The organism is Sulfurospirillum sp. E15m (assembly GCF_059415145.1).
Genome location: NZ_JCAHZS010000001.1, coordinates 235,182 through 257,612, shown reverse-complemented (window position 1 = coordinate 257,612; position 22,431 = coordinate 235,182). Strand labels below are relative to the sequence as shown.

Here is a 22,431-nt window from a genome sequence, read left to right as displayed (position 1 = left end):
TCAAATTTTTAGATACAATTTTTTTTAATAACTTTTTTACATGTAAAGGTATTTATGTACGCTTTTAGCTCAATCGAAGAGATTACTCTTCAGCATTCAACACGTCACATGGACAAAATCCAAGCCCACTTTCCTTATGAACACACTAAAAAGGCTGTCGATGCTTTTTTAAAACTTGAACGTGGGGTTATTTTTATCTATACTGGCTTTTATGTCGCAGGCTACGCTGAAACCGATGGCCCGCTAGGCGCTTACTTTTTGGCCAAAGCATTTGAAAAACTGGGCTATACCCCCGTTATCATCACCGATCATTTTTGTGAAGATTATTTTTTCGATGTGAAGACACTCTATATCCCGCTTACAGGTTTAAGTGAAGCAGAAAGCACGCTACTTTTAAATACGTATAAACCTATCTGTCACCTTTCAATTGAACGCTGTGGTCAAAATGCAGAGGGCAGTTATCTTAATTCACGCGGTGTAGACATCAAAGAATTTACCGCTCCTGTGGATGAACTTTTCAAACTTGGAAGCAAAACCGCTCCTAGCTTTGGCATCGGTGATGGTGGCAATGAAGTCGGGATGGGAAGCTTTGCCGAAGTGTTAAAAGACAAAGAATTTTTTTATGACTACTGTGTCATTCCTTGCGATTATCCGATGATAGCATCAGTCTCTAACTGGGGCGGATATGGCTTCATAGCAGAGCTAGAAAGGGTTTTACATGTAAATCTTTTGCCCTCGTTTGAAGAGGTCGAAAAATACTTGGCGTTCATCGTTTCCAAAGGTTCCGTCGATGGTATCAAACGAGAATCTGTGATGTCAGTCGATGGTAAAGACTGGGAGATAGAACCACAAATTCTAGGCGCTTTGAAAGAATATGCAACAAAAGGATAAATCATGAAAGTCATCTGTTCACACTGTTTGGCTACCAATAATGTCCCAAAACTTGAAGTCTATAAAAAAGCCAATTGCGGTAAATGCAAAGAAAGCTTACTTGACCCGCATCCTATTGCACTTACTAGTGACACACTGGATGCGGTCTTAGAGAGTACCGACGTTCCTGTTATTGTTGATTTTTGGGCGCCGTGGTGTGGACCGTGCAAATCCTTTGCCCCCACCTTTCAACAAGCCGCACGCGCCTATCCATTACGCATTCTCTTTGCTAAAGTCGATACCGAAGCCGAGCAGTTTTTAGCCTCTCGCTTTAAAATCCGCTCTATCCCGACCTTGATTGTTTTTAAAGACGGCAAAGAGATTGAACGTGTATCTGGAGCCATGAGTGATGAAGGATTGGATGCGTTTATTCAGAGGTTTTTGTAATTTACATGTAAGTTTCTAAACTTACATGTAAAGTGTTTGTTTTAGTATTTTTACATTCAGAACAGAACTACGCTTCACTCTTCTTTCGCTGCACCACAGAAGAAAACACCCATGCACCTAGCGTTAAAATCGTATAAATTCCTATGATAAAAAAGACTTGTTCCATTTGTGTAGTAGCTTCATAATAGAGAATTAAACTCATCCCGACCATAAGACCCATCATCGAAATCAAAGTTAAAAGTAGCGACGAATGCGTATGCGTGTGTATTTTAAAATTGGCAATTGCCATCAACAATGACACAAGCAAAAAAGTGACACTGCCAAACTCTAAAATGACTTTTAAATTTCCTACTAAAATCAAAACAAATGCTAATGCTGCCATTATCAAAATAGCATAGACAGGAATATTATCTCTTCTTGTCATTAAAAATGTTGGTAAATAACCATCCTCAGCAATAACTGCCATCAGTCTTGATGCACCAAAAAGTGTCCCGCTGATTGCACTACTGGTTGCAAGTAATGCTCCCATAATAACAACATCAAATCCTAACTGCCCTAATATCTCTTTTGCACCAGAAGCGAGGGCATACTCTTTATTTTTGACAATATTTTCAAAAGGTATTGCTAAAATAGCACCTAAAGAAATAATGATATAGACCAATGCTGCGATAACAATAGCGCTGTAAATAGCTCTTGGAATATTTTTCACTGGATTTTCCATCTCATCTACAGCATGAATGACTAACTGAAACCCCTCGAACGAAACAAAGGTAAGTGAGGCAACAATTAAGACTGATAAAACTGTTGCATCACCACTTGTTTGCAAAAGTATAGGCAATGTTGTATTTGCATGCGTCATTAATACTAAAGAAATAATTGTTAATAAAACTAATTTTGTATAAACCATCAAATCTTCTATCTTGCCCATGCCCTTAACACTCCAAACATTGATGAGCGTATATACTAAAATGATACCTCCAGCCACCAACTTTCGAATCCATCCATTATCTGCAAATGAAAATCCACTAATAGCATAAGACGCAAATGTATATGCGTACAATGCCAATGTGCTGATATAACCAAATGAAATCCACCATCCCACTAAAGATGCCGCAAAATGTGACTCGGGAAATGTTTTCTTATAAAATGAATATGTTGCGCCTTCGTCTTTGTAGTAAACACCCAGCTTCACATACGAATACGCAGCAAACAGCGCAAGGAATCCCCCTAAAATAAAAGCGACAGGGGTAAAAACACCAATCATAGAAACAGATATACCCAAAACTGTAAAAATACCACCACCTATCATTCCGCCAAGAGCAATAGCAATAAGCTCTAAAAGACCCAATGCTTTATCACGTTTTCGAGAAAAAATTTTTTTCATCATATTCTTATCACACATCCTAAAAATTAATTTTTCTTGCTCTAATGCTTCATAAAATTGTACACAAAAATAAAAAGATACAAAACAGCATCATATTTTTACATTTAAAATAAACCCTATTTCTTTCATTCTGAAATATTTTCAATCCTTCCTTTTTTCCTTTGCTACCATAACGCCATAAATCAACATTGAGGTGCATGATGGTTCTTGGCAAATGTCCGTATTGCGGTGGCACAGTTGTATCGCAAAAGCTTACGATTCAAGGGCAGAAGGTCAATCTTTACACGTGTGAGCATGCCATAAAAGAGCGAGATATTAACGATGACTTGGTCTTTAGTGCTACTTCTTCATGTCGTTTTCGGGTCTATTCCAATGCTTTTTTACGTTGGAACAAACGCAGTTTTAGTGAAAATGAGATGAAAAAATTGCTCAGTGAAGGGCAAATTACGGTGCGTTTGCATGGGCGAAAAGGCACGGGAGAATATTTTAAATACATCGTCCCCGATGCAGAATATGGTGTGTCGATTCTTTGGGACTGCGAGGTTGCGTAACGTTTTACATGTAAAAACTATTCGGTAATTTCAGGAGACGGCATATCGATAAAATAGCCTTGCGAATAGTCAATGCCTAACTGTTTCACGGTAGAGAGAACGGTACTGGAATGCACAAACTCTGCAATCGTTTGAATGCCCATTTTTTTGGAAAAATCAACGATTGTTTCCACAACGATTTGTGCGTTTTTATCTTTGTCAATATCTTTGATGAGACTACCATCGATTTTAATAAAATCAGGATTGAGCTTGATGATATACGAAAAGTTGGAAAAACCGCTTCCAAAATCATCTATAGCGACTTTAGCGCCATAGCGTTTAATTTCATTGAAAAAACGCACTACTTTATTGAAGTCATTGACGCGCTCAGACTCCAAAAGCTCAAATGTAACACGTTCACCCATATTTGAATTACGCAGTTTTGCGATAATAAAATCGTAAATATCTTGGTTGATAATATCTTCAAACGAGAGGTTGATACTAAAGTCATACGCGTTTTTTTCAAACACGGCAAATGTCTTTTCAATAATCGCAATTGTGATTTTATCGTACACTTTAATCATCTTCGCCACAGGAATAAAATTATGCGGTGAGTGAATCACACCCTCTTCATCAATCAAACGAGAAAGGGATTCAAATTTGATAATTTCATCGGTTTGGTTGTCGATAATCGGCTGAAAATAAGGAACGATGCCCGAAAAATCTACAATGGCTTTACGCACTTTGGTCGCATATTTGAGATTGCTTTCATACTCTTGTGGAAAATGCATCGACTCTTCGTAAATCCAATATTTAAGCTGTGCATTTTTTGCATATTTCAACGCCATACTCACTTTAGAGAAAATATCTTCATTGTTGTCACTGGCATTGGAAGAAAGCGTGCAATCCACATAAATTTCCGTTTGAGCATAGGCGTATTTTAGGTGTGTCAAACGCTTTGAAAGCTGGCTTAGGTAGTTTTTTAAAAGATAAAAATTCATTTTCTCTTTGAGTAAAATGGCAAACTCATCGCCCGCGATTCGGTACACGGAAATATCGGGTAATTCCTGCTTTAGACTCTTTGCAAAGGATTCTAAAATAAAATCACCCACAACAAAACCGTAAAAGTCATTCAAAAGTTTGAAATTATCAATATTGGCAAGGATGAGGGTAAATTGATTGGTTTCTTCAAGGTCATGGCGTAATTTATAGAGGTTGGGTAGACGCGTGAGAGGGTCTGTATAAAATTGTTCAACAAGATTGTGCTGAACCATACGAAGTTCGCGAGAAAGAAATTTTATTTTCTCTTGGAGGCGAAGCTCTTTATCTAAACTCTTTTCCATTGTGTATGCCTCTGTATAAATAGTCGCCAAAACTTAACAACGATATTGTATCGAAAGATTGGAAAAATCGAAAAAATTATGAGGATAACCGCAGATTGAGTCATCTTTTGCTACAATCGTTTTAAATTGAACAAAGGAGATTCTATGAATAAATCAAAAATTTTGGTCAGTTTGGCATCTCTTTTATTGGCATTAAATGCCAATGCCGCCACGAGAAAATCGCAAGAGACAGAGATTCCTCGAACAGCGTATAAGGATATTTACAAATATTATATTCTAGAAGCTAGTAAAAACGCTACTATCTATCAAGTGACTTATAAACGCTTGGGTTACGATACGATTTTATATGGAAAAGTAGAAATCAACTGCCCCTCTAAGTATATTCGCTCTATGGGAACCAGTGTCAAATCCGTCAAAGAGATTAACACAGCAAATCCAACCCAATGGACAAGACCAACGATTGGTTCCATTGAGTTAGACTTGATTACGTATGTGTGTCGTTAATTAAAGACTTAAAAGTTGTGTTAAAAGAGGCTTCATCTCTGCGTAATCCGCTCTCTTACTAAAGGCTTCCATCAGTTGCATCTTAGATGCGTACACTTGGGTATCGAAAAAATCCATTGAGCTTGAAAAATCAAGTCCCCCAACACCGAGTGTATTCATCGCTTCCCAAACTTCTGGGGAACTGAGTGCGTTCATGGTATCTTGTGCCATCATTTTCGTGAGCCAACCGTTGTCGCCTTCACTAGCACCTTTAGAATCATAATGCAATAAAAAGTCTTCAAAACTAGCATCTTCACCTTTAAGGGAGTTGTACAATCCGTAACTGATGCCTGCATACGGGTCAATTTGAAAAAGTCTGTTGTCCATCATGAACTCCTTTTTACATGTAAAAGATACAAGCAAAAAACATACCTTATAATGGAAGCACTTCTCCTAAAAATTCAACCAGTCTACGCCATGATTTTTTATCGGCATCTTCTCTATAACGCTCTGTCCCAAAGACGGTAAACGCATGCGGCGCTCCGCTATATGTAATCATTTCGTGTTTAATGCCTGTTTTTTCTAGCTCCTTGCCTAGTGCTGCGAACTCATCTAAACTCACACTTGCATCGGCTGAACCATGCATCACTAAAATAAACCCTTTTGTTTTTCTATAGTCTTCTCCACTGGGTGTCGCTAAACCGCCATGAAAAATCGCAAACCCTTTCAAAGGTGTGCCGCTACGTGCCATTTCTAACAGTGCCGCTCCGCCAAAACAGTATCCTATGCCAATCGCATTAGAGACATTGGCTCCCTCTTTTTTAGCAGCCGCATAACCCGCGTCTAAGAGTTTACGCATTTTGGCTCTATCACTGTACAAAGCATTGGTCAAAGCTTTTTTTTCATCAACGCTCACAGGTTTTACATCTTTACCAAACAAATCAACCGCGAAGGTGGCATAACCAAGCGCATTAAGCATTTTGGCGCGTTTGATTTCATACGCATTAAGCCCATCCCAATCATGCACGATAAACACTAAAGGCGCATGCTCTTTGGGTGAGCTGTAATACCCTTCATACGTTTTACCATCAACCATGTAAGGCACAAACATCTCTTTTGCACCAGCAAATGTTGCAAACAATGACATCACTAACACAATCCATCCATGCTTCATTTTAGACTCCTTGGTTTTTGTTAAATTATTGTAAAGAAGCTTCCTTCAATCTTATAATAATCTATCGATTTAATGCGGCTTTTTAAGATTGTAACACATTTGTAACTCTTCTTCTCTACGATTTTAAAACTAAATTTTTTGGAGGATGTTGTGAAAAATAGGTTAAAAACATTATGCGTATCGCTCTCTTTAGTGGCGTCAAGTTTGTGTGCGGGCACTTCTGTTGAATTTGTGGGTATGAATGCACCAAGTACCCCTGAACAGATGGCAAAAGCTTACTCAGAAGCTAAAGTCATTATTCACACTGAAAGTGGTGGGAAAATCGAACGTAACCTTTCTTATCAAACACTTTTTGGCGTTAAAGACAAAGTCGGAACCAATAAAAACCCAGCGGGTCAGCTCTATTCTATGTCTATGAAGCCGCTTATGGACCCTTTTGGAAAACCACTGATTGCAGAAACGCCCGATAGCAACTCACTTTTAAATGTCAATGGCTCTTTATTTTTAGTCACACATTATGAATATGACTGGATTTTAAGCGATGGTTCATCGGCTGAAAAAACCGATGTCTGGCATGAAAGAGCGCCTATGAGCATGACGCTTACGTCTATCAAACAAGACCCAAAAACAGGAAAGCTTAAAGCATTCGATCAAAAACCGATTGATTTTTCAAGCGTGGGCGGCATCTGGATTCCGTGTGCTGGTTCACAAACACCTTGGAATACGCATCTAGGAACGGAAGAAGATTATGACCTCTTCTTTACAGCAGCAAGTGGCAAAAACTATAAAAAAGCTCAAAAAGGCTTAAAAGCAATGAGCGAGCTTTATTTTGAAGGTAAAAAAGAGGCAAATCCTTATGATTATGGTCATATCACGGAAGTTGCCGTGAGCCAAAAAGGCGATACTACGGTGACAAAACACTACGCGATGGGACGTGGAACATGGGAAATGTCAAAAATCATGAGTGATGGCAAAACCGCTTTCTTTGGCGATGATGGAGCGTATGTCGGACTTTACATGTACATTGGCGATGCATCCGGTAATCTTGATAGCGGAACGCTGTATGCCGCTATTTGGAAACAAACCAATGAAGATGGTGCGCGTGATGGCGGACAAGCCAATTTATCGTGGATTAAACTCGGGCACGCTACCTCAAAAGAAGTTGCCGAGTGGAAAGATAAATACACCTTTAACGACATCTTTGAAGCGTATGCACCCGCTGAATTTGACGCAAAAAAACACGAAGGCTTTAAAGCCATCAAAGCAGGTCACTCTGAAATCGAGTACCTAAAACTCAAACCGGGCATGGAACGTGTTGCGGCATTTTTAGAGACCAGACGTTACTCAGCATACCTTGGCGCAACAACAGAGTTTAACAAAATGGAAGGAGTTGCATTTAACCCTGAAGATAAAAAACTCTACATCGCGATGTCCTACATTGAAAAAGGTATGGCCAAAGACAGCTCTTTTGCAAAAGATGATATTCGTATCGCAAAAAACAGCTGTGGCGGTACCTATGAGCTAACGCTTTCAAGCCATGTTAAAGACAGCAATAATGAAGCGATTCCAAGTGAGTTTGTTCCAACCTTTATGCACGTTCCAAATGCCCTCTTAGGGGAAGAGATGGCGATGGATGCGCAAGGAAACACCTGTGTGGTTGATAAAATAGCCAATACTGACAATCTCTTCTACTCTTCTCGTGCTCGTACACTCTTCATCGGCGAAGACAGCGGAGCTCATGTCAATAATTACCTTTGGGCGTATAACATTGACACGAAAAAACTCTCACGTATTCTCTCCATTCCAGCGGGTGCAGAATCCACAGGACTTCAAGTCGTCGAAAACCTTAATGGATATGCGTACATTATGAGTAACGCGCAACACCAAGGTGATTTTACGAAAACCACCAGCAAAGAACTGAAAGCGAAACTAACACCGCTTATCGACAAATTTCAAGCACCTGTGGGATACATCTATGGCATCCCTGGTCTATAACCGCTTTTTACGTGCGACCTTTTGCCTCAGCCTAAGCCCTATCATGGGCTTTGGCGGCTCTTTGGTCGGTGAATTTATCAGTCGTTTAACGTTGCCAAATCCTTATGCCAATATTCCCGCTCAATGCTATATCGAAACGATGGGCGGGACGCAAAATGCTTGTCTGTTTTGCCATACCAATGCCCCTGCTCGCGCGCGTCTTGGCAATAACAATCCCCAAGCTGGACTTTCCAGTGTTACAGGCAATCTTCAAACCACTTACAGTTTCACCCCAGCATCTAAACAGAGCAAAATGGCAACCATCAACCCGTGGGAAAATACACTCTATCCTGAAAAGCTCGAACAGGCGTACCAACAAAGCGCCCACCGTTTTGATGAAAACACGATGCTCGCGTATCTAATGGAAGATAATTGGAAAAAGGCTTATGCCAAACGTCACGGAAAAATGGGCTGGGACAACGGCATCGACGATTCGCCATGGCGACTTTTTCCCGACCTCGACCCTTCGGATTTGCCGGCTAAAGAGGACGGCTTTGTCAGAACAACGGATAAACATAAAGCCATTTTTGGAGATATGACAGGCTGGCGCGCGATTAATTTTATGCCTTACGGTATTTTCACCCCTATGAACGGCAGTGTCTCTGGCATTTATATTCGTTTGCCTCACATCTTTATGCAAGATGAACAAGGGCATTGGAGTGAAAAAATCTACATCCAAAATCTCGACCTTTTAGAGCGTGCGATTACCGATAGACTCACACAAAAAGATGCAACACATTACGTTGGCAAAGCCAATACCGTTGAAGTCACTCGTGGTCTTTACCCACTTTATACCGAGTTTGCACATCCACTGCATTATGTCGATTTACGCACCAAAGGCACTCGCGCACAAAGAGTCAAGGAGATTCGCTATATGGTTAAAACCAAAATGTTTTATCCCGGCGAAGCGGCAGAAAAAGAGGAGAACGCGCCCATCTATCTTAATGAAAAGCAAGGGTGGATTAACAACGGTGCAGGATGGATACTCGCTGGGTTTATCGAAGATGCCAAAGGCGACTTACGACCACAAAAGGCTGAAGAGTTGATGCAATGCATCGGGTGTCATAGCGATAATTATGGATTTGAACCCTCCGCTTTTACCTCTGGAACGGGCAATACCATTGATTCTACGTGGGCATTTCCCCGCAAATTTCCTGCAAAATTAGGCTGGAGGGAGATGGACTATCTAGGCTATCATACACGCCAAGGCAAAGCGCTCACCTCTATGGGCGACCCAGTGAATCGAGCGGCCAATGAAGGTGAATTTGGCTACTTTTTAAAACATGTTGTCGGTGCAAATTTGTATGGCATGATGCCAAAAAGTATGGAAGATTTTTTGGTGCAACACATCACTAAAGCTAATGGCTACAGCGATGATTGGAAGGAGCTTGATACCACGCATCCCGAGACTTTGGTATCCCAACAGCGTTTACATGTAAAACTGATGCAAACGTTTGTAGCACGCAAAGCCTACCTAACAAACGAGAGCTTAATTGAGCCGGCACTGTTTTATCCAACACCCAAAGAAGCATTACACGGAGCTATCAACTATCGTAAAGTGGTTGCAACCCAGCGTTTTACATTAGGCAAAGATGTTTTTGATACGACTCCTTTTACATTTCGTTATTACCGTAACGCACACGAAGGCTATACCCATTTAGATGGCTCGGCGTACCAGATAGGCGATATTATTACCGATAGACCCATCGAAAAAGAGGCAAACATTATGGAGAGTGTAGGAAATGCTCCAACATTGATTGATGAAAAAGATGCGCTGTATGATGGCGAGTATCTGCCACTTTTAAAATATCCTTTGGTTTTTGAGCATTATGCAAAATAGACATATTTTCTAATATAAAAGCGTTATAATCTAGTATTCCACTATTTTTAAGGAGTCACTATGGCAAAAAACATTTTGTTTATTGTTGGAGATTTTGTTGAGGACTATGAGATTATGGTTCCCTTTCAAGCGCTAAGCGCAGTTGGTCACAACGTTGTTGCTGTGTGTCCTAAGAAAAAAGCAGGGGAATTTGTTCGAACGGCAGTCCATGATTTTGAGGGCGACCAGACGTACAGTGAAAAACCAGGTCACAATTTTACACTAAATGGAACATTTGACACGATTGTACCTAGCAACTTTGACGCCTTGGTCATTCCTGGTGGGCGAGCGCCGGAATATTTACGATTGGATGAAAAAGTGTTAGAGATCGTGCGTCATTTCTCCAAAGCCAATAAACCCATTGCGGCCATTTGCCACGGCGCACAACTCTTAGCCGCCGCTGATGTTCTAGGAGGCAAAAGTTGCTCCGCTTACCCGGCATGCGCTCCTGAAGTGACTAAAGCAGGCGGAACGTATAAAGCTATTGAAGTCACTGAAGCCGCCGTGGATGGCAATCTTGTTACAGCCCCCGCATGGCCAGCACATCCACAATGGATTGCAAAATTTTTAGTGGTTCTAGGCACAAAAATCACGCTGTAAATTTTTACATGTAAAGAGGAGAACGTCTCCTCTTCTTACTTAAAAAGGTTTTTTATGGGATTGATTTCACATTTAGACCATTTGGTTTTAACGGTCATGGATATTGAAAAAAGCATTGCATTTTATACGCGTGTTTTGGAAATGGAAGAAGTCACCTTTAAAGGTCGCAAAGCCTTGAAATTTGGTCATAGTAAAATCAATCTCCACCAAAGCGGACACGAATTTGAACCTAAAGCGATGCACCCAACCGCAGGCGCGGGTGATCTTTGCTTTATCACACTCAAACCTATCAAAAAGGTTTTAGAACACCTGCATGCATGTGGCATCGCGTGCTTAGAAGGACCCGTTAGACGAACGGGTGCAAGAGGCGAATTACTCTCTATCTATTTTCGCGACCCCGATGGCAATCTCATTGAAGTTGCCAACGAATTAGTTGCCTTTTAATTTTCCCAACGAAACGGCACACTCATGCACGTTAGTCCCGCTTCAGCTTTGACAAACTCGCTGATGTCGGACGAATCAACCTTATAACCGAGTGATTTGACAAGCGCAATGCTTTTAGGAAAGGCTTCGTTCATGCAAAGGATGTCACCTATTTTAAGGACGTTTGCGCCAAAAGGCTCGTCTGCGGGAACATCGATTTTGGTAAACCCTTCAAATGCGTTTGAATCAACCCAATCGGCATTGATAAGCAGTGTCTTTTCATCCAGCGCGGTGCAGCCCGTTTTAAGGTGCAAACAGCCCGTTACTTTAACGGGAGTAACGCTGTAACCAAAAGGTTTGATTATCGCTTCTAGCGCTTTGATGCCTTCTTTGTTTGTACGAGGCGACTCACCGACAAAAATCTTTTTGCCAATTTTAAGGACATCGCCGCCTTCGATTTTAGCGGGAAGCGTGATGCGTTTAACCGTACGGTACTTGGCAAATGTTTTTGCCATTGCTTCACTCTCTTTTCTTCTAGAATCCACACCCATAGAGGTCAAAACGGCGATTTCATCAAAAACGATGATAGGGTCTTCCACGAACACGCTATCAGGACAATCCAAATTTTCATCCAATGCGATGACGTGTGCGCCACAACGCTCTAACATCGCTCTATATGCCGCGTGCTGTATAGTGGCTTTGTTCATATCAATCGGCTCACTTTGTAAAAAAGTGAGTTCACACTCTTGTAGTTTTGGGGAAGGCAGATGGGTGATAGCCATCAACATGGACAATCCTTCTATGCATAAAGTCAAAAAGTGCAATCATAGCACAACTTTTCTAGCCTTGTTTAAGAAGATTGCCTATAATGCCATCAGTATTTTACATCGCTTAAGGCTCATATGGAACCGATAAAAAACGTAACTCTAGGAAAAGCGTATGAATAAACCATTACCCTCTCAAAAAATCCCGATTCAGATTTTTAACGCCATCATTGTATTTTTGCGTCAAAACTATACGCTTGATATCTCCGCACTGTTAGTTAAAGTGGGCTTGGATGAAACGCTGTTGGAGGACAAACACGCCTTTGTCAATGTTGCATTTTTAGCTAGTTTTATAGATGAAATCATTGCCCAAACTAAGGATGTCGAATTTTTATTTAAATTAGGAACGGCGAGTAAGCCTTACTCTTTAGGAATTTTGGGCTATATGATGCTGCACAGTAAAAGTCTCTACGATGCTTTAGTCAAACTCTGTAAATACCATCGCCTACTGGGCAATCGCTTTCATCCCACGTTGCAACACGTTGGTGAATACACCTATTTACGGCTGTTGGGAGAATCGAGCCTGAGTGATGTTATGTTTGAAACCTCTATGGCTGAAGTTCATTTTTGTGCACTTTTAAGCATCATCAACCAAATTGCTTCGCAAAAGATTATTCCATCCAAAACATTGTTTAGGCACGCTAAACCCAAATACATTGAGCGTTATCATACTTACTTTGGCACAGAGATTTCGTTTGATCAGCCTGAAAATATTTTGGTTTTTGAGACCTCATCGCTTCACATCAAAACGCTTTATGACAATGAAGCCCTACTTGCTTTTTTTGAGAAGGAAGCAAACAAATATCTAGACCTTCCACCCAAAGAGGGTTTGAGTGAGAAAGTTTCAAGGCAGATTATTTTATGCATTGAAGAGCTTGATTTTTCACTGCAAAGTGTTGCTAAAAGACTCTCACTGCATCCTCGAAATTTGCAAAAACAGCTCAAAAATGAAGGAGAAAGTTTTGCATCCCTCTTAATGGAAGTTCGCAAAAAACTTGCCCTTCAGTACTTAAGAGATGGTATGGAAATTACGATGATTGCAACGCTTCTGGGATATGGTGAACTTAGTTCTTTTAGTCGCGCATTTAAACAGTGGTATCAATGCAGCCCTGCACATTGGTTGGAGCAGCACACACACAAAGCATGAGCAGTTATCGCACTGCTCGTAGCTCAATGCTCTTTTACATGTAAAAGATTAAAAGAATTCTAGCGAGTCTTCTTCTTCGGCTGGAGGCAACAGTATCATTTCAAACTGGATGATACTGGAGAGTAAAGAAGCATCTAAATAGTGTATATCAATAGCCGTTTTTTCTTTTAAAACCGCATCGGTCCAAGAGATTAAATCCTCGGTAATCGCACGTAAAATAACCAAAATCTTCTTTTTATTGACATGTTCAGCAAGTGTTGCGATATGCTCATCTAAAAGTTGAGACAATTTGGATAGGCTAAATCCCAAATCTCGAAATTCCAAGTTCTTTTCCATGATACTTGCATAAGAGCTAATTTTTTCGTTAATGTTGCTAAAGTAGTCTTGATTGTGCTCGATATTATAGTCTTGAACGCCTTCGTAGAGTTCACTGCAACATTCCAAAATATCTTGAATGTCAAGCTCATCTATCGTACCTTCTGCACAAAAATCTACCGCGCTTATCTTTGCCTCATCTTTATAGTGCATCTTGGCCAAATCATCTGTCAGAGCTTCTGAATCGTAGAGATAAAAATCATCTTTCGCTTCATTATTTTGAGCAAACGATTCATAGACAAATTGCTCGATGGTTTCTAAATTGGTTCCGAAGCGATTTTCTGCTTCAAAATGTTTTTGATTCCACTCTTTGCACAGTAAAAAGTAAAGGCTGTAAAATTCTTTGAGGTTTGCAAGAGGGATATGTTTTTCTTTATGCGCTTTCGCTCCTTCTTGGATGTAAGCGTATGCCCGTTTGATATCAGAATAGATATAAATGGTGAGTTTTGATACCGCTAAATTGTGAACTTTTGCGACCTCTGGGTCAGCAAGATACTCTGCAAGTCTTGAATCTTCAATGATAAATTTTTCAAATGGCAACACAACATCATCAATTAAAGCTTCCAGTTTTTTACTACTAATTCCCATCTGCAACCTTTTAAAAAGAATCTGAAAATTGTATCATAGTTTCAAACTATTGGTACCTTCTTTTTTTTCATTTTTAAAAGTATTTTTTCGTTCACCTCAACTGTTTTCAACAGACACTTTTTGCCATGGCTTGCATCGCTTTTGCACTGACATGTAATGCTTCAAGTTCTTCAGGAAGCAGTTTATATTTAAGAATTTTACTTGCACCTTTGCGCGTAACTACCACAGGAACATTGAGGACTACATCATAAAGATTGTATTCGCCTTCCAGATAAACGCCTAAAGGAAGAACCGAATGCTCGTCATTGGCAATCGCACGAATGATGCGAAAAACGCTCGCAGCCGTACTATGATTGGTATTGCCTTTGTGCTTAAACACTTCAAATCCTGCATTAATCACATCACGGTAAATCTGCGCTCTATCCAACAATGGCAAGCCATTTAATTCGCAAAACGTATCGACATCTAGCCCGCAAATATTGCAAATACTCCACGGAAGCGTACTTCCTTTGCCATGTTCTCCTAAAATATACCCGTTGATGTTTTTAGGGTCAATTCCCACTTTTTTACTAACGATTTTCATAAAACGCGCCGTATCAACAAGCGTGCCTGCACTAATCAAACGCTCTCTAGGATAAAGCCCTTCTTTGTAAGCGATATGGGTTAAAATATCCACTGGATTGGTCACCATGATAAGAATAGCTTGTGGCGCATAAGTGTGGAGTTCATGGACGATTTCTTTTATTAACGTGGCATTCTCACCTAAAAGAGTATCTCTGGTTTGTCCCTCTTCTTTGAGTGTAATGCCAGCGGTGATGACAATGACATCGCAATGTGCACAATCAACATAATCGCCACTGTGCAAATGGGTGTTACGTGCGTACGTAAATGACTCGACATACGAAAAATCAGCCACTTCTCCCATTGCTTTTTCTTTGTTTCGATTGACTAAGACAATTTCACTCATACTGCCAAGTGTTAGCAAATAATTCACTAACTCAACGCCGACACCGCCTGCTCCGATAATTCCTACGCGCATTATTTTCCTTTGAAATATTCTGAGGAATTATACATTCAATGCGCAAAGAACATAGGTGAAAAATTGGGCATGTTTGCTTAGGCTAATGAATGGCAAAGGAGAGAAAAAATAGAGGTGAAATAAAAAACGCTCAGACCGGGCAATCTGAGCGTTAGTATAAAAAAAGTTAGGTTGTTTTCCAAAAAGGAGGTATTGTCTTGGTAATGAAAGTATAGACACTTAACTTAAACAAGATATGAACTGTTTGTTAATACATTATAAATAATCTATGAGATTTTACGTCACCAACGCATAATGCAAGAGCCATAAATCGTTATTTTATAAAGATAAAACACAAAGATTTGCCTATGATTTTGAAAAAAATACGCCAATCTCTTTTACTTTTAGCCTATTTCTACTATGATTTTGTTTATAGAACAGCAAAAGGATTTTTCACGATTACGCATGAAGAGCAAACGAGAATCACAACTGTTGCAGTTAGAGTCGCTGCGATGCTCCTTGAATACGGCGCAGAAAGTCGCTTGATTGAGCAACTCACCTCTCGCCTAGGAATTGCATTAGGCTGTACGTCTATTGAAATGTCCTTGATTCCCTCAGCCATTGTTCTAACCACGCTTGTGGGGGATTCTTCGGTCACAACAACAAGACGCGCACATGAACAACCCATTAATATGTCCATTGTCCATCAAATTGTCTCTATTTGTATTTTGGCAGAACAAAACCCTCACGATATTATGTTGGTAGAGCGAAAACTAGCAGCGATTCATTCAAATCCTTATCCTGCATGGCTGCTTATCCCTACCATTGGAATTGCTTGTGCGGCTTTTAGCCATTTGCAAGGAGCTGATTGGATGGGATTTCTCATTACTTTTTTAGCGGCATCGATTGGAATGATTGTTAGAAGAGAGCTTTCTCGTCGCAATTACTCTTTATTAATCGTTTTTGCATTTACCGCTTTTGTGTGCACGCTAATCGCTAGCCTCTCCTTTTACCAAGATATTAGCAGTACCCCTAGTATCGTCCTCTCTTCAAGTGTTTTGTTACTTGTACCCGGGTTTCCATACATCAATTCGATGCTAGATGCCTTCAAAGGCTATATCAGTATGGGATGGGGACGTTGGACGCAGGCTACATTACTGACCCTTATGTCTTCGCTTGGTATCATGTTGGCGATGGGTCTTTTGAAACTCAAAGGTTGGTAACGATGGTATGGATTACACTCTTACTCAATGCCTTATGGGCTGCAATTCCTGCTGTCGGATTTGGGATGATCTTCAACGTTCCACGCTCCGCCTTGCCATTTTGCGCGATAGGTGGCGCATTTACATACGGTCTAAGAGAAGCTTTGATGCACCAACACTTTTCCATCGAACTCTCAACGTTTATTGCCGCGACAGCGATTGGCATCATCAGTGTTTTTTGGTCACGTCGTTACGTTATGCCTCGCCCGGTGTATACGGTTCCTTCTATTATTCCAATGATTCCTGGAAAATATGCCTATGAAATGATGATAAGCCTTGTCTCAATGAACAGCGATGGTGTCACAGACACTTTGCTTTCAAGTTTTATTCAAAACGGACTACACGCGGTTAGTATCTTATTTGCCATTGCGTTTGGACTGGTCTTGCCTTCTATGTACTATACAAAACGAAAACAACCTATTATCTAACACGCATCACACAAAACATTTTTACATGTAAATGTCTATTAACATGCTTTAGGCACAGTATAGAATTTAGATTTGATTAGAATGGTGAATTTAAAAGGGGATTAAAAAAAGAGTGGCTCCGAATGCTGGATTCGAACCAGCGACCAAGTGATTAACAGTCATTTTTTTAGCATTTATAAAGTTTTACAAAGTTTTCTTAAATTGCCACAAAATAGCCTATTTTAGGAGCTTAAAAAGGGGTTTTTAGATAAGATACTTTACAAAGTTTTCTAACCTTTTACATCATTCTCGTTGGAAGTTGGTTGGAAGTTGATATAATATCACTCATGTTTAAAATATCTTAATAAGGCATCCTATGATTACAGAGCGTCTGACGACAAAGTTTAAAAAAGTTTATTATAAACCACTCCCTAATGGTGATGAAGTCTATTACATTTTAGTCGAACAACGAAACAAGTATGTCGAAAAAGAAATTGGCAAAAAATCTGATGGGCTCTCTCCAAAAGAAGCTTTTGAACAATACACCGAAAAAACAAAATACACAAAACGTAACCGAACACGTTCTCAAAATATTTTTTGGAGATATTGCAAGCATCCTAATGGGGGTGATGACAAAGCGTATTACATCACATTCAGAGACCATGAAAATAAATCTTGCGAACTTTGTGTTGGTAAAGAATCAGAAGGTAAGGGTATTGAGGATGCACGAAAAAAACTTGGTAACATTACCAACAAGCTTTGCAATAAAGAAATTGTTCCAAAAACCATTTTAGGCCGAAAAGAAATTTTTACATTTTATGCTGCATTTGAAAAATATATGGAGCACACACAAGACAATAAAAAAAGCTGGAAGAAAGATAAGGAGCTTTTTGATAATCACCTCGAAGAACTTCATGGAAGAGAACTTACCTCATTAACCCAATACGATTTTAACAAGATCAAAACTCAAAAATTAAAACAGTATTCAGAAAGTACTGTTAAATATATCTTAGGTGTTGCGAGGCAAATTATAAACTATTCCATCAACAATGATTTAGTAAAAAACTATACTAACCCTATTTCAAAAGGTAGGGTAAGTATGAAACAACCCAATAATGCGAAATTAGCCTTTTTAACAGTCGATCAATCCAAAGAACTTCTCAGTGAGCTCAAAGAAAATCACTCAAAACTAATTTATGATTTAACCGTTATGTTGCTTACGACTGGCGCTCGTTTTATTGAAGTAGCCTCCCTCACATGGAAAGATATCGATTTCAATACTAATTTAATCCATTTTGAGGCTACTAAAAATGGTAACTCTCGTCACATTGAAATGGATGAATTAGTTATAGAAGTTTTAAAATCCCAACCCAAAAACAATAATTTTTTGGTTTTTCCTTCAACAAATGGGAAGAGAATGATTCAGATGCCACGACAATGGCAAGATGTTGTCGATAAGCTTTTTGAAAATAATAAACCAACTATCACTTCAAAAGATAGAACCAGCTTAACACAAGAGCAAAGATTAGAAAAAGACAAACAACAAAAATATCGAATTACTGTTCATAGCCTAAGACATACATATGCAAGTTGGTTAGCAACAAGTGGTGAATTTTCTCTTTTAGAAATTCAACAAAGATTAGGACATAAAACTATTCACATGACTGAAAGATATGCTCACCTTATACCAAGCAAAAATCCAGAAAAACATAATAAAATTTTTGCTCAATTGCATAACTTTTAAATTTTTGAAGTTAATTCTGTGCAATTATTGTAGCTATCTTTTGTATCGTTGTTTCAATATCTTTTAACGATGGCAAGGTTTCAGAATAAACTAAATCTCTAAATTGTGTCATATAGTGATGGCTTAGTTTTTCTGAAATTATTGTTGTGTCTTGGAATATTGGTGTTTCGGATAAGTTTATTTGTGCCCACACAGAAGTATCAAATTGTCTCTGATCGTCTTCTCTTACTCGTGCTATCATTTTAGGGAATGCTTCACTTGCCACAAAGTTTTGAATATCAGGATGCTGCATCAAGAAATAAATGTCGTATAAATGCCTAATTTTAGTTTTTAACTCCAAGAATTGTGCATCACTTTCATAAGAAGCTCTGGCAATTGCACTCAGTTTTTCACACAATGTTCGCCTAAAATCAAGCACATGAATGCAAAAAGGTTCCATCGCAAATTCACTTACCATTGAAGGTGCTTTCTGTTGCAAAAACTCGCCTAAATAAGAAGAAATTTCCATGAAATTATATGGATGTGGTTTGGCAAATGAATTGATTTCAAGAATGATATTTTCATTAGCATGTCCAAAATCACCATGTTGTAACTTGGGATACCGATGCGCTGTTTTTCTAAACTCGCTTCCTTTTGACGTGATATGAGCTATCTCAATTTCTTCAAAATTCGCATCTAAGATAGTTTTTTCAATTTTTCGTATCAGTGTTTTAATTTGATTGGAATTTAGTTCATTGGTAATAATAGCCAAATCAATATCTTCTGAAAATCGTTCTATGAGTTTATAAGCTTTTGAAAGAGATGTGCCACCTTTAAAAATAGCCACATCTCGACATGAACTTTTGGAAATAGCCTTTAAAATATAACTTACCCAGTAATCTTTTTCGATATACAGTGCATTCATTCTCAAATTTTGCGCACATGCTTCAATGGTATCTTTAAAAAGCTCTTGATTTAGATGTAACGTCATTAAACGATTCTCCATTCACTTTTATTAGGTAGCAACTCTTCACTGATACCAAGTTTATATACACTAATTGGATTCAAAGTAGCTTTTAGTTTGTAAGCCTCTTCCCAAAGTCCTCTATTTTTAAGAATAGCTCCAACCAATGCTTTGGTGCGTGGTGGATAGGCAAGAACCAACTTCGCCAAACATTGTTGCTCATTTAGGCTTAATTGCTCTATCATGCCTTTAATTATTTGAAACGCTTCATTGATAGAAACATCGGGTATTTTTTTAATGCTATTGAGCGCATCTAAAAGTTGCAATAATTCGACGTCCTCTTTAGAACCATTCGCTCTTTTAGGGATAACCTTAATAATGGTATTTTGTAAAGAAATTTTGCGTGGTGATTGATTAGATGCAATGGTAATAACATTAGGCACTTGTGTTGTAAGTCCTAATTGATTCAAGCTTGAAAGACCTGCGATATAATCATTGGATGCATTAAAAAAACTTTTTATTTTTTCTTCACTATTCGGAGCTATCTCTCCAAAAGGAGTTACTTTTGCTTTATAGTATTTCCCCTTAGAAACTTTTTTGATAATACCTTTTTTATACAGTCGGCTTAGTTCAATTGCAATACCCATTTTATTATCGCTTGGGATGTCATCGTACATAAAAATTTTGCCAGTTTTAATAGAATCTACAAAATTACGTGTGATTTTTGCTATTGACATAATACCTCCTTTTTTGAGAAGCATTATAGCATATTTGAAAAGTTTATTAGCAAAAAAACTTATTAAATTAAGTTTTAATTTATATATAATTCTCTAAATAGTTCTGAAAGATATTCAATTGAATCAATCTGGCTTTTTCAGATATCGCATTAGAATACATTTAGCACTACTCTTATCTATACAATAGATAAGCCATCTTTTTTTGCATTTTCATATAGTTCATATAAGATTTTTGATTGTTTGACTGATGGTAAAGGGATAAAACCCAATGAATATTTGTTTAAAATATCTAATTGCATTAAAGAAACACTTGATTTAATTTCATCACGACTGTAGTATTCACTAAGGTTTCCCCAAAATGTTTTTGGTGTTTTCACTATGAATGACTGTATCTCTATATCTGAAATTATTTTTTTCTCTTTTTTATCTTCCCGTTTATCATATTTCTCATCTTCTGTATCAATTAATAGTTCTTCGCTAATATCAAGACTTAAATTCAAGTTTTTTACACTATCCCAACACAATTTTTTCTTACACCATTGACCAATATTTGCATTACCTTCAGGAGGGTTCGTTATATTTTCATAAACTGCCTCTGCAATAATTTGAATTACGTTAGACAAAATTTTTGGCAGATGCTGTTCCTCCCAAATGATATTGAAATTTAAATATTGGTTTTTCCTTTTTAAAAAATATGATAAATAAGATAACGTATAGGCAACAGCTTGAGCTCTATATCCTCCATTATACCAAAGAGCTTCAGAAACTATTTTTTCTGTTTCTTTAAACATTATGATTCGTGAGATTGAGTCTTTAAAATATTTTTCTGTAATAGCAAGTTTATTGTCTTCTAATTTTTTAACAACTTCTTCAGAATATTCTGCAAAACTATATTGTGCACCTTTTGAAACAATATCAGGTTTTTGATCCCAAACATTTTCACTTTTAGACAAATATGTTTTATCAATAACCTGCTTTCTTGGATTTTCTAATTCAAATTGCTTTTTACCTGATGGAGTTAAATAAGCTTGTTCATTGAGATATTCACCTCTTACACGCTCATAAAACCAATGAGTGCGTCTTTGTGAGCCTTTGGTCGCAGGTGCCCATACTCTTCGCGAATATTCCTTAAAGTCTTTATGTAATAGCTCATTAGAATCGAAGTCAGAGTTATTGATCTTATTTTGAGTATTCGCATATCGAGAAACATCTTGAACAAAAATATTTTGTTGCTCTTTATTTTTAACTACAGATAACTTCATTTGCACATTGACATATGATACATCTAATTTACTATTTTTATTTGCTGCATAAATGGAAGATGTTGTTTGACCACCATTTACAATTTGGAAATCTTTAATTTTAGTAATATGCCCTTGTTCATTTACTTCAACTTCAGATGCCGTTGCGGTAATTCCATTGTTATATGCAAAAAACATTTGAGGTCTATTGTTAATTGTTTTCCAGAGTCCCTTATTAACACTCCCTTTGAATTGTAAAAACGTTCTTACATTCTGTTCAAATAACTTTTGTCCGAATTTTTCATATATATCTACTAAAAGATTGCCATTTAAGTATGTTAAATACGAAGAATATTCATCTGAATTAGTTTCTATTGGCAGGCATGGCAAATCCACTTCTACTTCAAAGCCTCCACCCGTATGAGTTGAAAGAAAAATTTTATATAAGTATTCTATATCGATTACTAAAAATTCTGTTTTAATTCCCTGATTTTCTTCCGTTGGTAACTCTAATAAGTTTCTTGTAGCTTTTCCATCTGTAATGATGATAAGTTTTAGCTTCTTAATCTTATTTTTTAAATAGTAATCATATATATTATAAGACATGGAATGATGTTCATATGCAGGATCCATTTGATGATACAATCCATCTAAGCTTTGAATAAAAAAAGATTTTAATTTTTTGAATTTAGATTCTATTTGACTCATAGTTAATGTTTGAATTGTATCTTCTTGATTAAAATGATGCACTAACAGTGAAAAAATTTGACGCTCTTCATCATAATCATATCCATAAACTTCTAACCCTTTTTTATTATAATCTGCAACAGTATAGTTTGTTGACAAATCTCCAATGGCAACTAATTCTTCACAAACATTTTCAAAAAATGCTTGAGCTTTGAGTAAACCTCTACTTTCAGCATCAGAAAAAATTGATTGTAAAAAATCTTGATGAAATTCTTCCAAAGTAACCATGAT

At 38.0% G+C, this 22,431-nt stretch carries 22 protein-coding genes; 12 read left to right on the top strand and 10 right to left on the bottom strand.

What is annotated here, in order from left to right; genetic code table 11:
• Positions 1-54: 54 nt before the first annotated feature.
• The gene (locus AC5SLP_RS01310; protein WP_495253333.1) at positions 55-891 is read left to right on the top strand and encodes a DUF4392 domain-containing protein; all 837 of its coding nucleotides are present in this window, start codon (positions 55-57) and stop codon (positions 889-891) included.
• A 3-nt stretch (positions 892-894) separates the two neighbouring features.
• Complete coding sequence (gene trxC / locus AC5SLP_RS01305) at positions 895-1,317, top strand: thioredoxin TrxC (protein ID WP_495253332.1); 423 nt, start codon at positions 895-897, stop codon at positions 1,315-1,317.
• Positions 1,318-1,384: 67 nt separating this feature from the next.
• On the opposite strand, the gene AC5SLP_RS01300 is transcribed toward trxC, so the two are convergent.
• Positions 1,385-2,701, bottom strand: a complete 1,317-nt coding sequence (locus AC5SLP_RS01300) for an APC family permease (RefSeq protein WP_495253331.1) — start codon at positions 2,699-2,701, stop codon at positions 1,385-1,387.
• A 200-nt stretch (positions 2,702-2,901) separates the two neighbouring features.
• On the opposite strand from AC5SLP_RS01300, the gene AC5SLP_RS01295 reads away from it, so the two are divergent.
• Positions 2,902-3,252: a hypothetical protein gene (locus tag AC5SLP_RS01295; protein ID WP_495253330.1), complete on the top strand. Its 351-nt coding sequence runs from the start codon at positions 2,902-2,904 to the stop codon at positions 3,250-3,252.
• Positions 3,253-3,269: 17 nt separating this feature from the next.
• Here AC5SLP_RS01295 and AC5SLP_RS01290 read toward each other — a convergent pair whose 3' ends face one another.
• Positions 3,270-4,574 carry an EAL domain-containing protein gene (locus AC5SLP_RS01290; RefSeq protein WP_495253329.1) on the bottom strand — a complete coding sequence of 435 codons (1,305 nt, stop codon included), beginning with the start codon at positions 4,572-4,574 and terminating at the stop codon, positions 3,270-3,272.
• A gap of 144 nt (positions 4,575-4,718) precedes the next feature.
• Here AC5SLP_RS01290 and AC5SLP_RS01285 point away from each other — a divergent pair, with 144 nt between their 5' ends.
• Complete coding sequence (locus AC5SLP_RS01285; RefSeq protein WP_495253328.1) at positions 4,719-5,078, top strand: hypothetical protein; 360 nt, start codon at positions 4,719-4,721, stop codon at positions 5,076-5,078.
• Here the strand turns inward: AC5SLP_RS01285 and AC5SLP_RS01280 are convergent, their stop codons facing one another.
• Together AC5SLP_RS01280 and AC5SLP_RS01275 are read right to left on the bottom strand one after the other, a co-directional pair.
• On the bottom strand, positions 5,079-5,444 hold the full coding sequence (locus tag AC5SLP_RS01280) for a hypothetical protein (RefSeq protein WP_495253327.1): 366 nt from the start codon (positions 5,442-5,444) through the stop codon (positions 5,079-5,081). It lies immediately after the preceding gene.
• A gap of 46 nt (positions 5,445-5,490) precedes the next feature.
• Positions 5,491-6,231 (bottom strand): dienelactone hydrolase family protein, encoded by a 741-nt coding sequence (locus tag AC5SLP_RS01275; RefSeq protein WP_495253326.1) that lies wholly within the window; start codon positions 6,229-6,231, stop codon positions 5,491-5,493.
• A gap of 150 nt (positions 6,232-6,381) precedes the next feature.
• Between AC5SLP_RS01275 and AC5SLP_RS01270 the strand changes: the two genes are divergently transcribed.
• Genes AC5SLP_RS01270 through AC5SLP_RS01255 form a run of 4 tightly spaced genes read left to right on the top strand, consistent with a single transcriptional unit; the run spans position 6,382 to position 11,188 of the window.
• A complete protein-coding gene (locus AC5SLP_RS01270; RefSeq protein ID WP_495253325.1) occupies positions 6,382-8,226 on the top strand; it encodes a PhoX family protein in 1,845 nt (614 codons plus the stop codon).
• On the top strand, positions 8,207-10,105 hold the full coding sequence (locus AC5SLP_RS01265) for an Aq_1262 family (lipo)protein (RefSeq protein WP_495253324.1): 1,899 nt from the start codon (positions 8,207-8,209) through the stop codon (positions 10,103-10,105). The genes AC5SLP_RS01270 and AC5SLP_RS01265 overlap by 20 nt, the downstream gene beginning before the upstream one ends.
• A 60-nt stretch (positions 10,106-10,165) precedes the next feature.
• Positions 10,166-10,744, top strand: a complete 579-nt coding sequence (locus AC5SLP_RS01260) for a DJ-1/PfpI family protein (protein WP_495253323.1) — start codon at positions 10,166-10,168, stop codon at positions 10,742-10,744.
• Between the two features lie 54 nt (positions 10,745-10,798).
• A complete protein-coding gene (locus AC5SLP_RS01255; protein ID WP_495253322.1) occupies positions 10,799-11,188 on the top strand; it encodes a VOC family protein in 390 nt (129 codons plus the stop codon).
• Here AC5SLP_RS01255 and AC5SLP_RS01250 read toward each other — a convergent pair.
• A complete protein-coding gene (locus AC5SLP_RS01250) occupies positions 11,185-11,955 on the bottom strand; it encodes a dimethylarginine dimethylaminohydrolase family protein (RefSeq protein ID WP_495253321.1) in 771 nt (256 codons plus the stop codon). The genes AC5SLP_RS01255 and AC5SLP_RS01250 overlap by 4 nt on opposite strands.
• A gap of 151 nt (positions 11,956-12,106) precedes the next feature.
• On the opposite strand from AC5SLP_RS01250, the gene AC5SLP_RS01245 reads away from it, so the two are divergent.
• Positions 12,107-13,138 carry an AraC family transcriptional regulator gene (locus AC5SLP_RS01245; RefSeq protein WP_495253320.1) on the top strand — a complete coding sequence of 344 codons (1,032 nt, stop codon included), beginning with the start codon at positions 12,107-12,109 and terminating at the stop codon, positions 13,136-13,138.
• 48 nt (positions 13,139-13,186) lie between these two features.
• Here the strand turns inward: AC5SLP_RS01245 and AC5SLP_RS01240 are convergent, their stop codons facing one another.
• Together AC5SLP_RS01240 and AC5SLP_RS01235 are read right to left on the bottom strand one after the other, a co-directional pair.
• A complete protein-coding gene (locus AC5SLP_RS01240; protein ID WP_495253319.1) occupies positions 13,187-14,101 on the bottom strand; it encodes a hypothetical protein in 915 nt (304 codons plus the stop codon).
• 106 nt (positions 14,102-14,207) lie between these two features.
• Positions 14,208-15,140 carry a lactate/malate family dehydrogenase gene (locus AC5SLP_RS01235; protein WP_495253318.1) on the bottom strand — a complete coding sequence of 311 codons (933 nt, stop codon included), beginning with the start codon at positions 15,138-15,140 and terminating at the stop codon, positions 14,208-14,210.
• Positions 15,141-15,487: 347 nt separating this feature from the next.
• Between AC5SLP_RS01235 and AC5SLP_RS01230 the strand changes: the two genes are divergently transcribed.
• The 3 genes from AC5SLP_RS01230 (at position 15,488) to AC5SLP_RS01220 (ending at position 18,532) form a co-directional block, all read left to right on the top strand.
• Positions 15,488-16,342 (top strand): threonine/serine exporter family protein, encoded by an 855-nt coding sequence (locus AC5SLP_RS01230; protein ID WP_495253317.1) that lies wholly within the window; start codon positions 15,488-15,490, stop codon positions 16,340-16,342.
• Between the two features lie 2 nt (positions 16,343-16,344).
• On the top strand, positions 16,345-16,809 hold the full coding sequence (locus AC5SLP_RS01225) for a threonine/serine exporter family protein (protein WP_495253316.1): 465 nt from the start codon (positions 16,345-16,347) through the stop codon (positions 16,807-16,809).
• 355 nt (positions 16,810-17,164) lie between these two features.
• A complete protein-coding gene (locus AC5SLP_RS01220; RefSeq protein ID WP_495253315.1) occupies positions 17,165-18,532 on the top strand; it encodes a tyrosine-type recombinase/integrase in 1,368 nt (455 codons plus the stop codon).
• Positions 18,533-18,542: 10 nt separating this feature from the next.
• Here the strand turns inward: AC5SLP_RS01220 and AC5SLP_RS01215 are convergent, their stop codons facing one another.
• The 3 genes from AC5SLP_RS01215 to AC5SLP_RS01205 form a co-directional block, all read right to left on the bottom strand.
• On the bottom strand, positions 18,543-19,502 hold the full coding sequence (locus AC5SLP_RS01215; protein ID WP_495253314.1) for a nucleotidyl transferase AbiEii/AbiGii toxin family protein: 960 nt from the start codon (positions 19,500-19,502) through the stop codon (positions 18,543-18,545).
• Positions 19,502-20,212, bottom strand: coding sequence for a type IV toxin-antitoxin system AbiEi family antitoxin domain-containing protein (locus AC5SLP_RS01210; RefSeq protein ID WP_495253313.1), 711 nt, complete (start codon positions 20,210-20,212; stop codon positions 19,502-19,504). The genes AC5SLP_RS01215 and AC5SLP_RS01210 overlap by 1 nt, the downstream gene beginning before the upstream one ends.
• Positions 20,213-20,388: 176 nt before the next feature.
• Positions 20,389-22,428, bottom strand: coding sequence for an AIPR family protein (locus AC5SLP_RS01205; protein WP_495253312.1), 2,040 nt, complete (start codon positions 22,426-22,428; stop codon positions 20,389-20,391).
• Positions 22,429-22,431: the final 3 nt, after the last annotated feature.

Excerpts from the sequence above, each read along its gene's own strand:
- AC5SLP_RS01285 (WP_495253328.1), top strand. The coding sequence starts at position 4,719 with ATGAATAAATCAAAAATTTTGGTCAGTTTGGCATCTCTTTTATTGGCA.
- AC5SLP_RS01215 (WP_495253314.1), bottom strand. The coding sequence starts at position 19,502 with ATGACGTTACATCTAAATCAAGAGCTTTTTAAAGATACCATTGAAGCA.
- AC5SLP_RS01310 (WP_495253333.1), top strand. The coding sequence starts at position 55 with ATGTACGCTTTTAGCTCAATCGAAGAGATTACTCTTCAGCATTCAACA.
- AC5SLP_RS01275 (WP_495253326.1), bottom strand. The coding sequence starts at position 6,231 with ATGAAGCATGGATGGATTGTGTTAGTGATGTCATTGTTTGCAACATTT.
- AC5SLP_RS01260 (WP_495253323.1), top strand. The coding sequence starts at position 10,166 with ATGGCAAAAAACATTTTGTTTATTGTTGGAGATTTTGTTGAGGACTAT.
- trxC (WP_495253332.1), top strand. The coding sequence starts at position 895 with ATGAAAGTCATCTGTTCACACTGTTTGGCTACCAATAATGTCCCAAAA.
- AC5SLP_RS01240 (WP_495253319.1), bottom strand. The coding sequence starts at position 14,101 with ATGGGAATTAGTAGTAAAAAACTGGAAGCTTTAATTGATGATGTTGTG.
- AC5SLP_RS01265 (WP_495253324.1), top strand. The coding sequence starts at position 8,207 with ATGGCATCCCTGGTCTATAACCGCTTTTTACGTGCGACCTTTTGCCTC.
- AC5SLP_RS01230 (WP_495253317.1), top strand. The coding sequence starts at position 15,488 with ATGATTTTGAAAAAAATACGCCAATCTCTTTTACTTTTAGCCTATTTC.
- AC5SLP_RS01300 (WP_495253331.1), bottom strand. The coding sequence starts at position 2,701 with ATGAAAAAAATTTTTTCTCGAAAACGTGATAAAGCATTGGGTCTTTTA.
- AC5SLP_RS01290 (WP_495253329.1), bottom strand. The coding sequence starts at position 4,574 with ATGGAAAAGAGTTTAGATAAAGAGCTTCGCCTCCAAGAGAAAATAAAA.
- AC5SLP_RS01235 (WP_495253318.1), bottom strand. The coding sequence starts at position 15,140 with ATGCGCGTAGGAATTATCGGAGCAGGCGGTGTCGGCGTTGAGTTAGTG.
- AC5SLP_RS01220 (WP_495253315.1), top strand. The coding sequence starts at position 17,165 with ATGATTACAGAGCGTCTGACGACAAAGTTTAAAAAAGTTTATTATAAA.
- AC5SLP_RS01205 (WP_495253312.1), bottom strand. The coding sequence starts at position 22,428 with ATGGTTACTTTGGAAGAATTTCATCAAGATTTTTTACAATCAATTTTT.
- AC5SLP_RS01210 (WP_495253313.1), bottom strand. The coding sequence starts at position 20,212 with ATGTCAATAGCAAAAATCACACGTAATTTTGTAGATTCTATTAAAACT.
- AC5SLP_RS01225 (WP_495253316.1), top strand. The coding sequence starts at position 16,345 with ATGGTATGGATTACACTCTTACTCAATGCCTTATGGGCTGCAATTCCT.
- AC5SLP_RS01295 (WP_495253330.1), top strand. The coding sequence starts at position 2,902 with ATGGTTCTTGGCAAATGTCCGTATTGCGGTGGCACAGTTGTATCGCAA.
- AC5SLP_RS01250 (WP_495253321.1), bottom strand. The coding sequence starts at position 11,955 with ATGTTGATGGCTATCACCCATCTGCCTTCCCCAAAACTACAAGAGTGT.
- AC5SLP_RS01255 (WP_495253322.1), top strand. The coding sequence starts at position 10,799 with ATGGGATTGATTTCACATTTAGACCATTTGGTTTTAACGGTCATGGAT.
- AC5SLP_RS01280 (WP_495253327.1), bottom strand. The coding sequence starts at position 5,444 with ATGGACAACAGACTTTTTCAAATTGACCCGTATGCAGGCATCAGTTAC.
- AC5SLP_RS01245 (WP_495253320.1), top strand. The coding sequence starts at position 12,107 with ATGAATAAACCATTACCCTCTCAAAAAATCCCGATTCAGATTTTTAAC.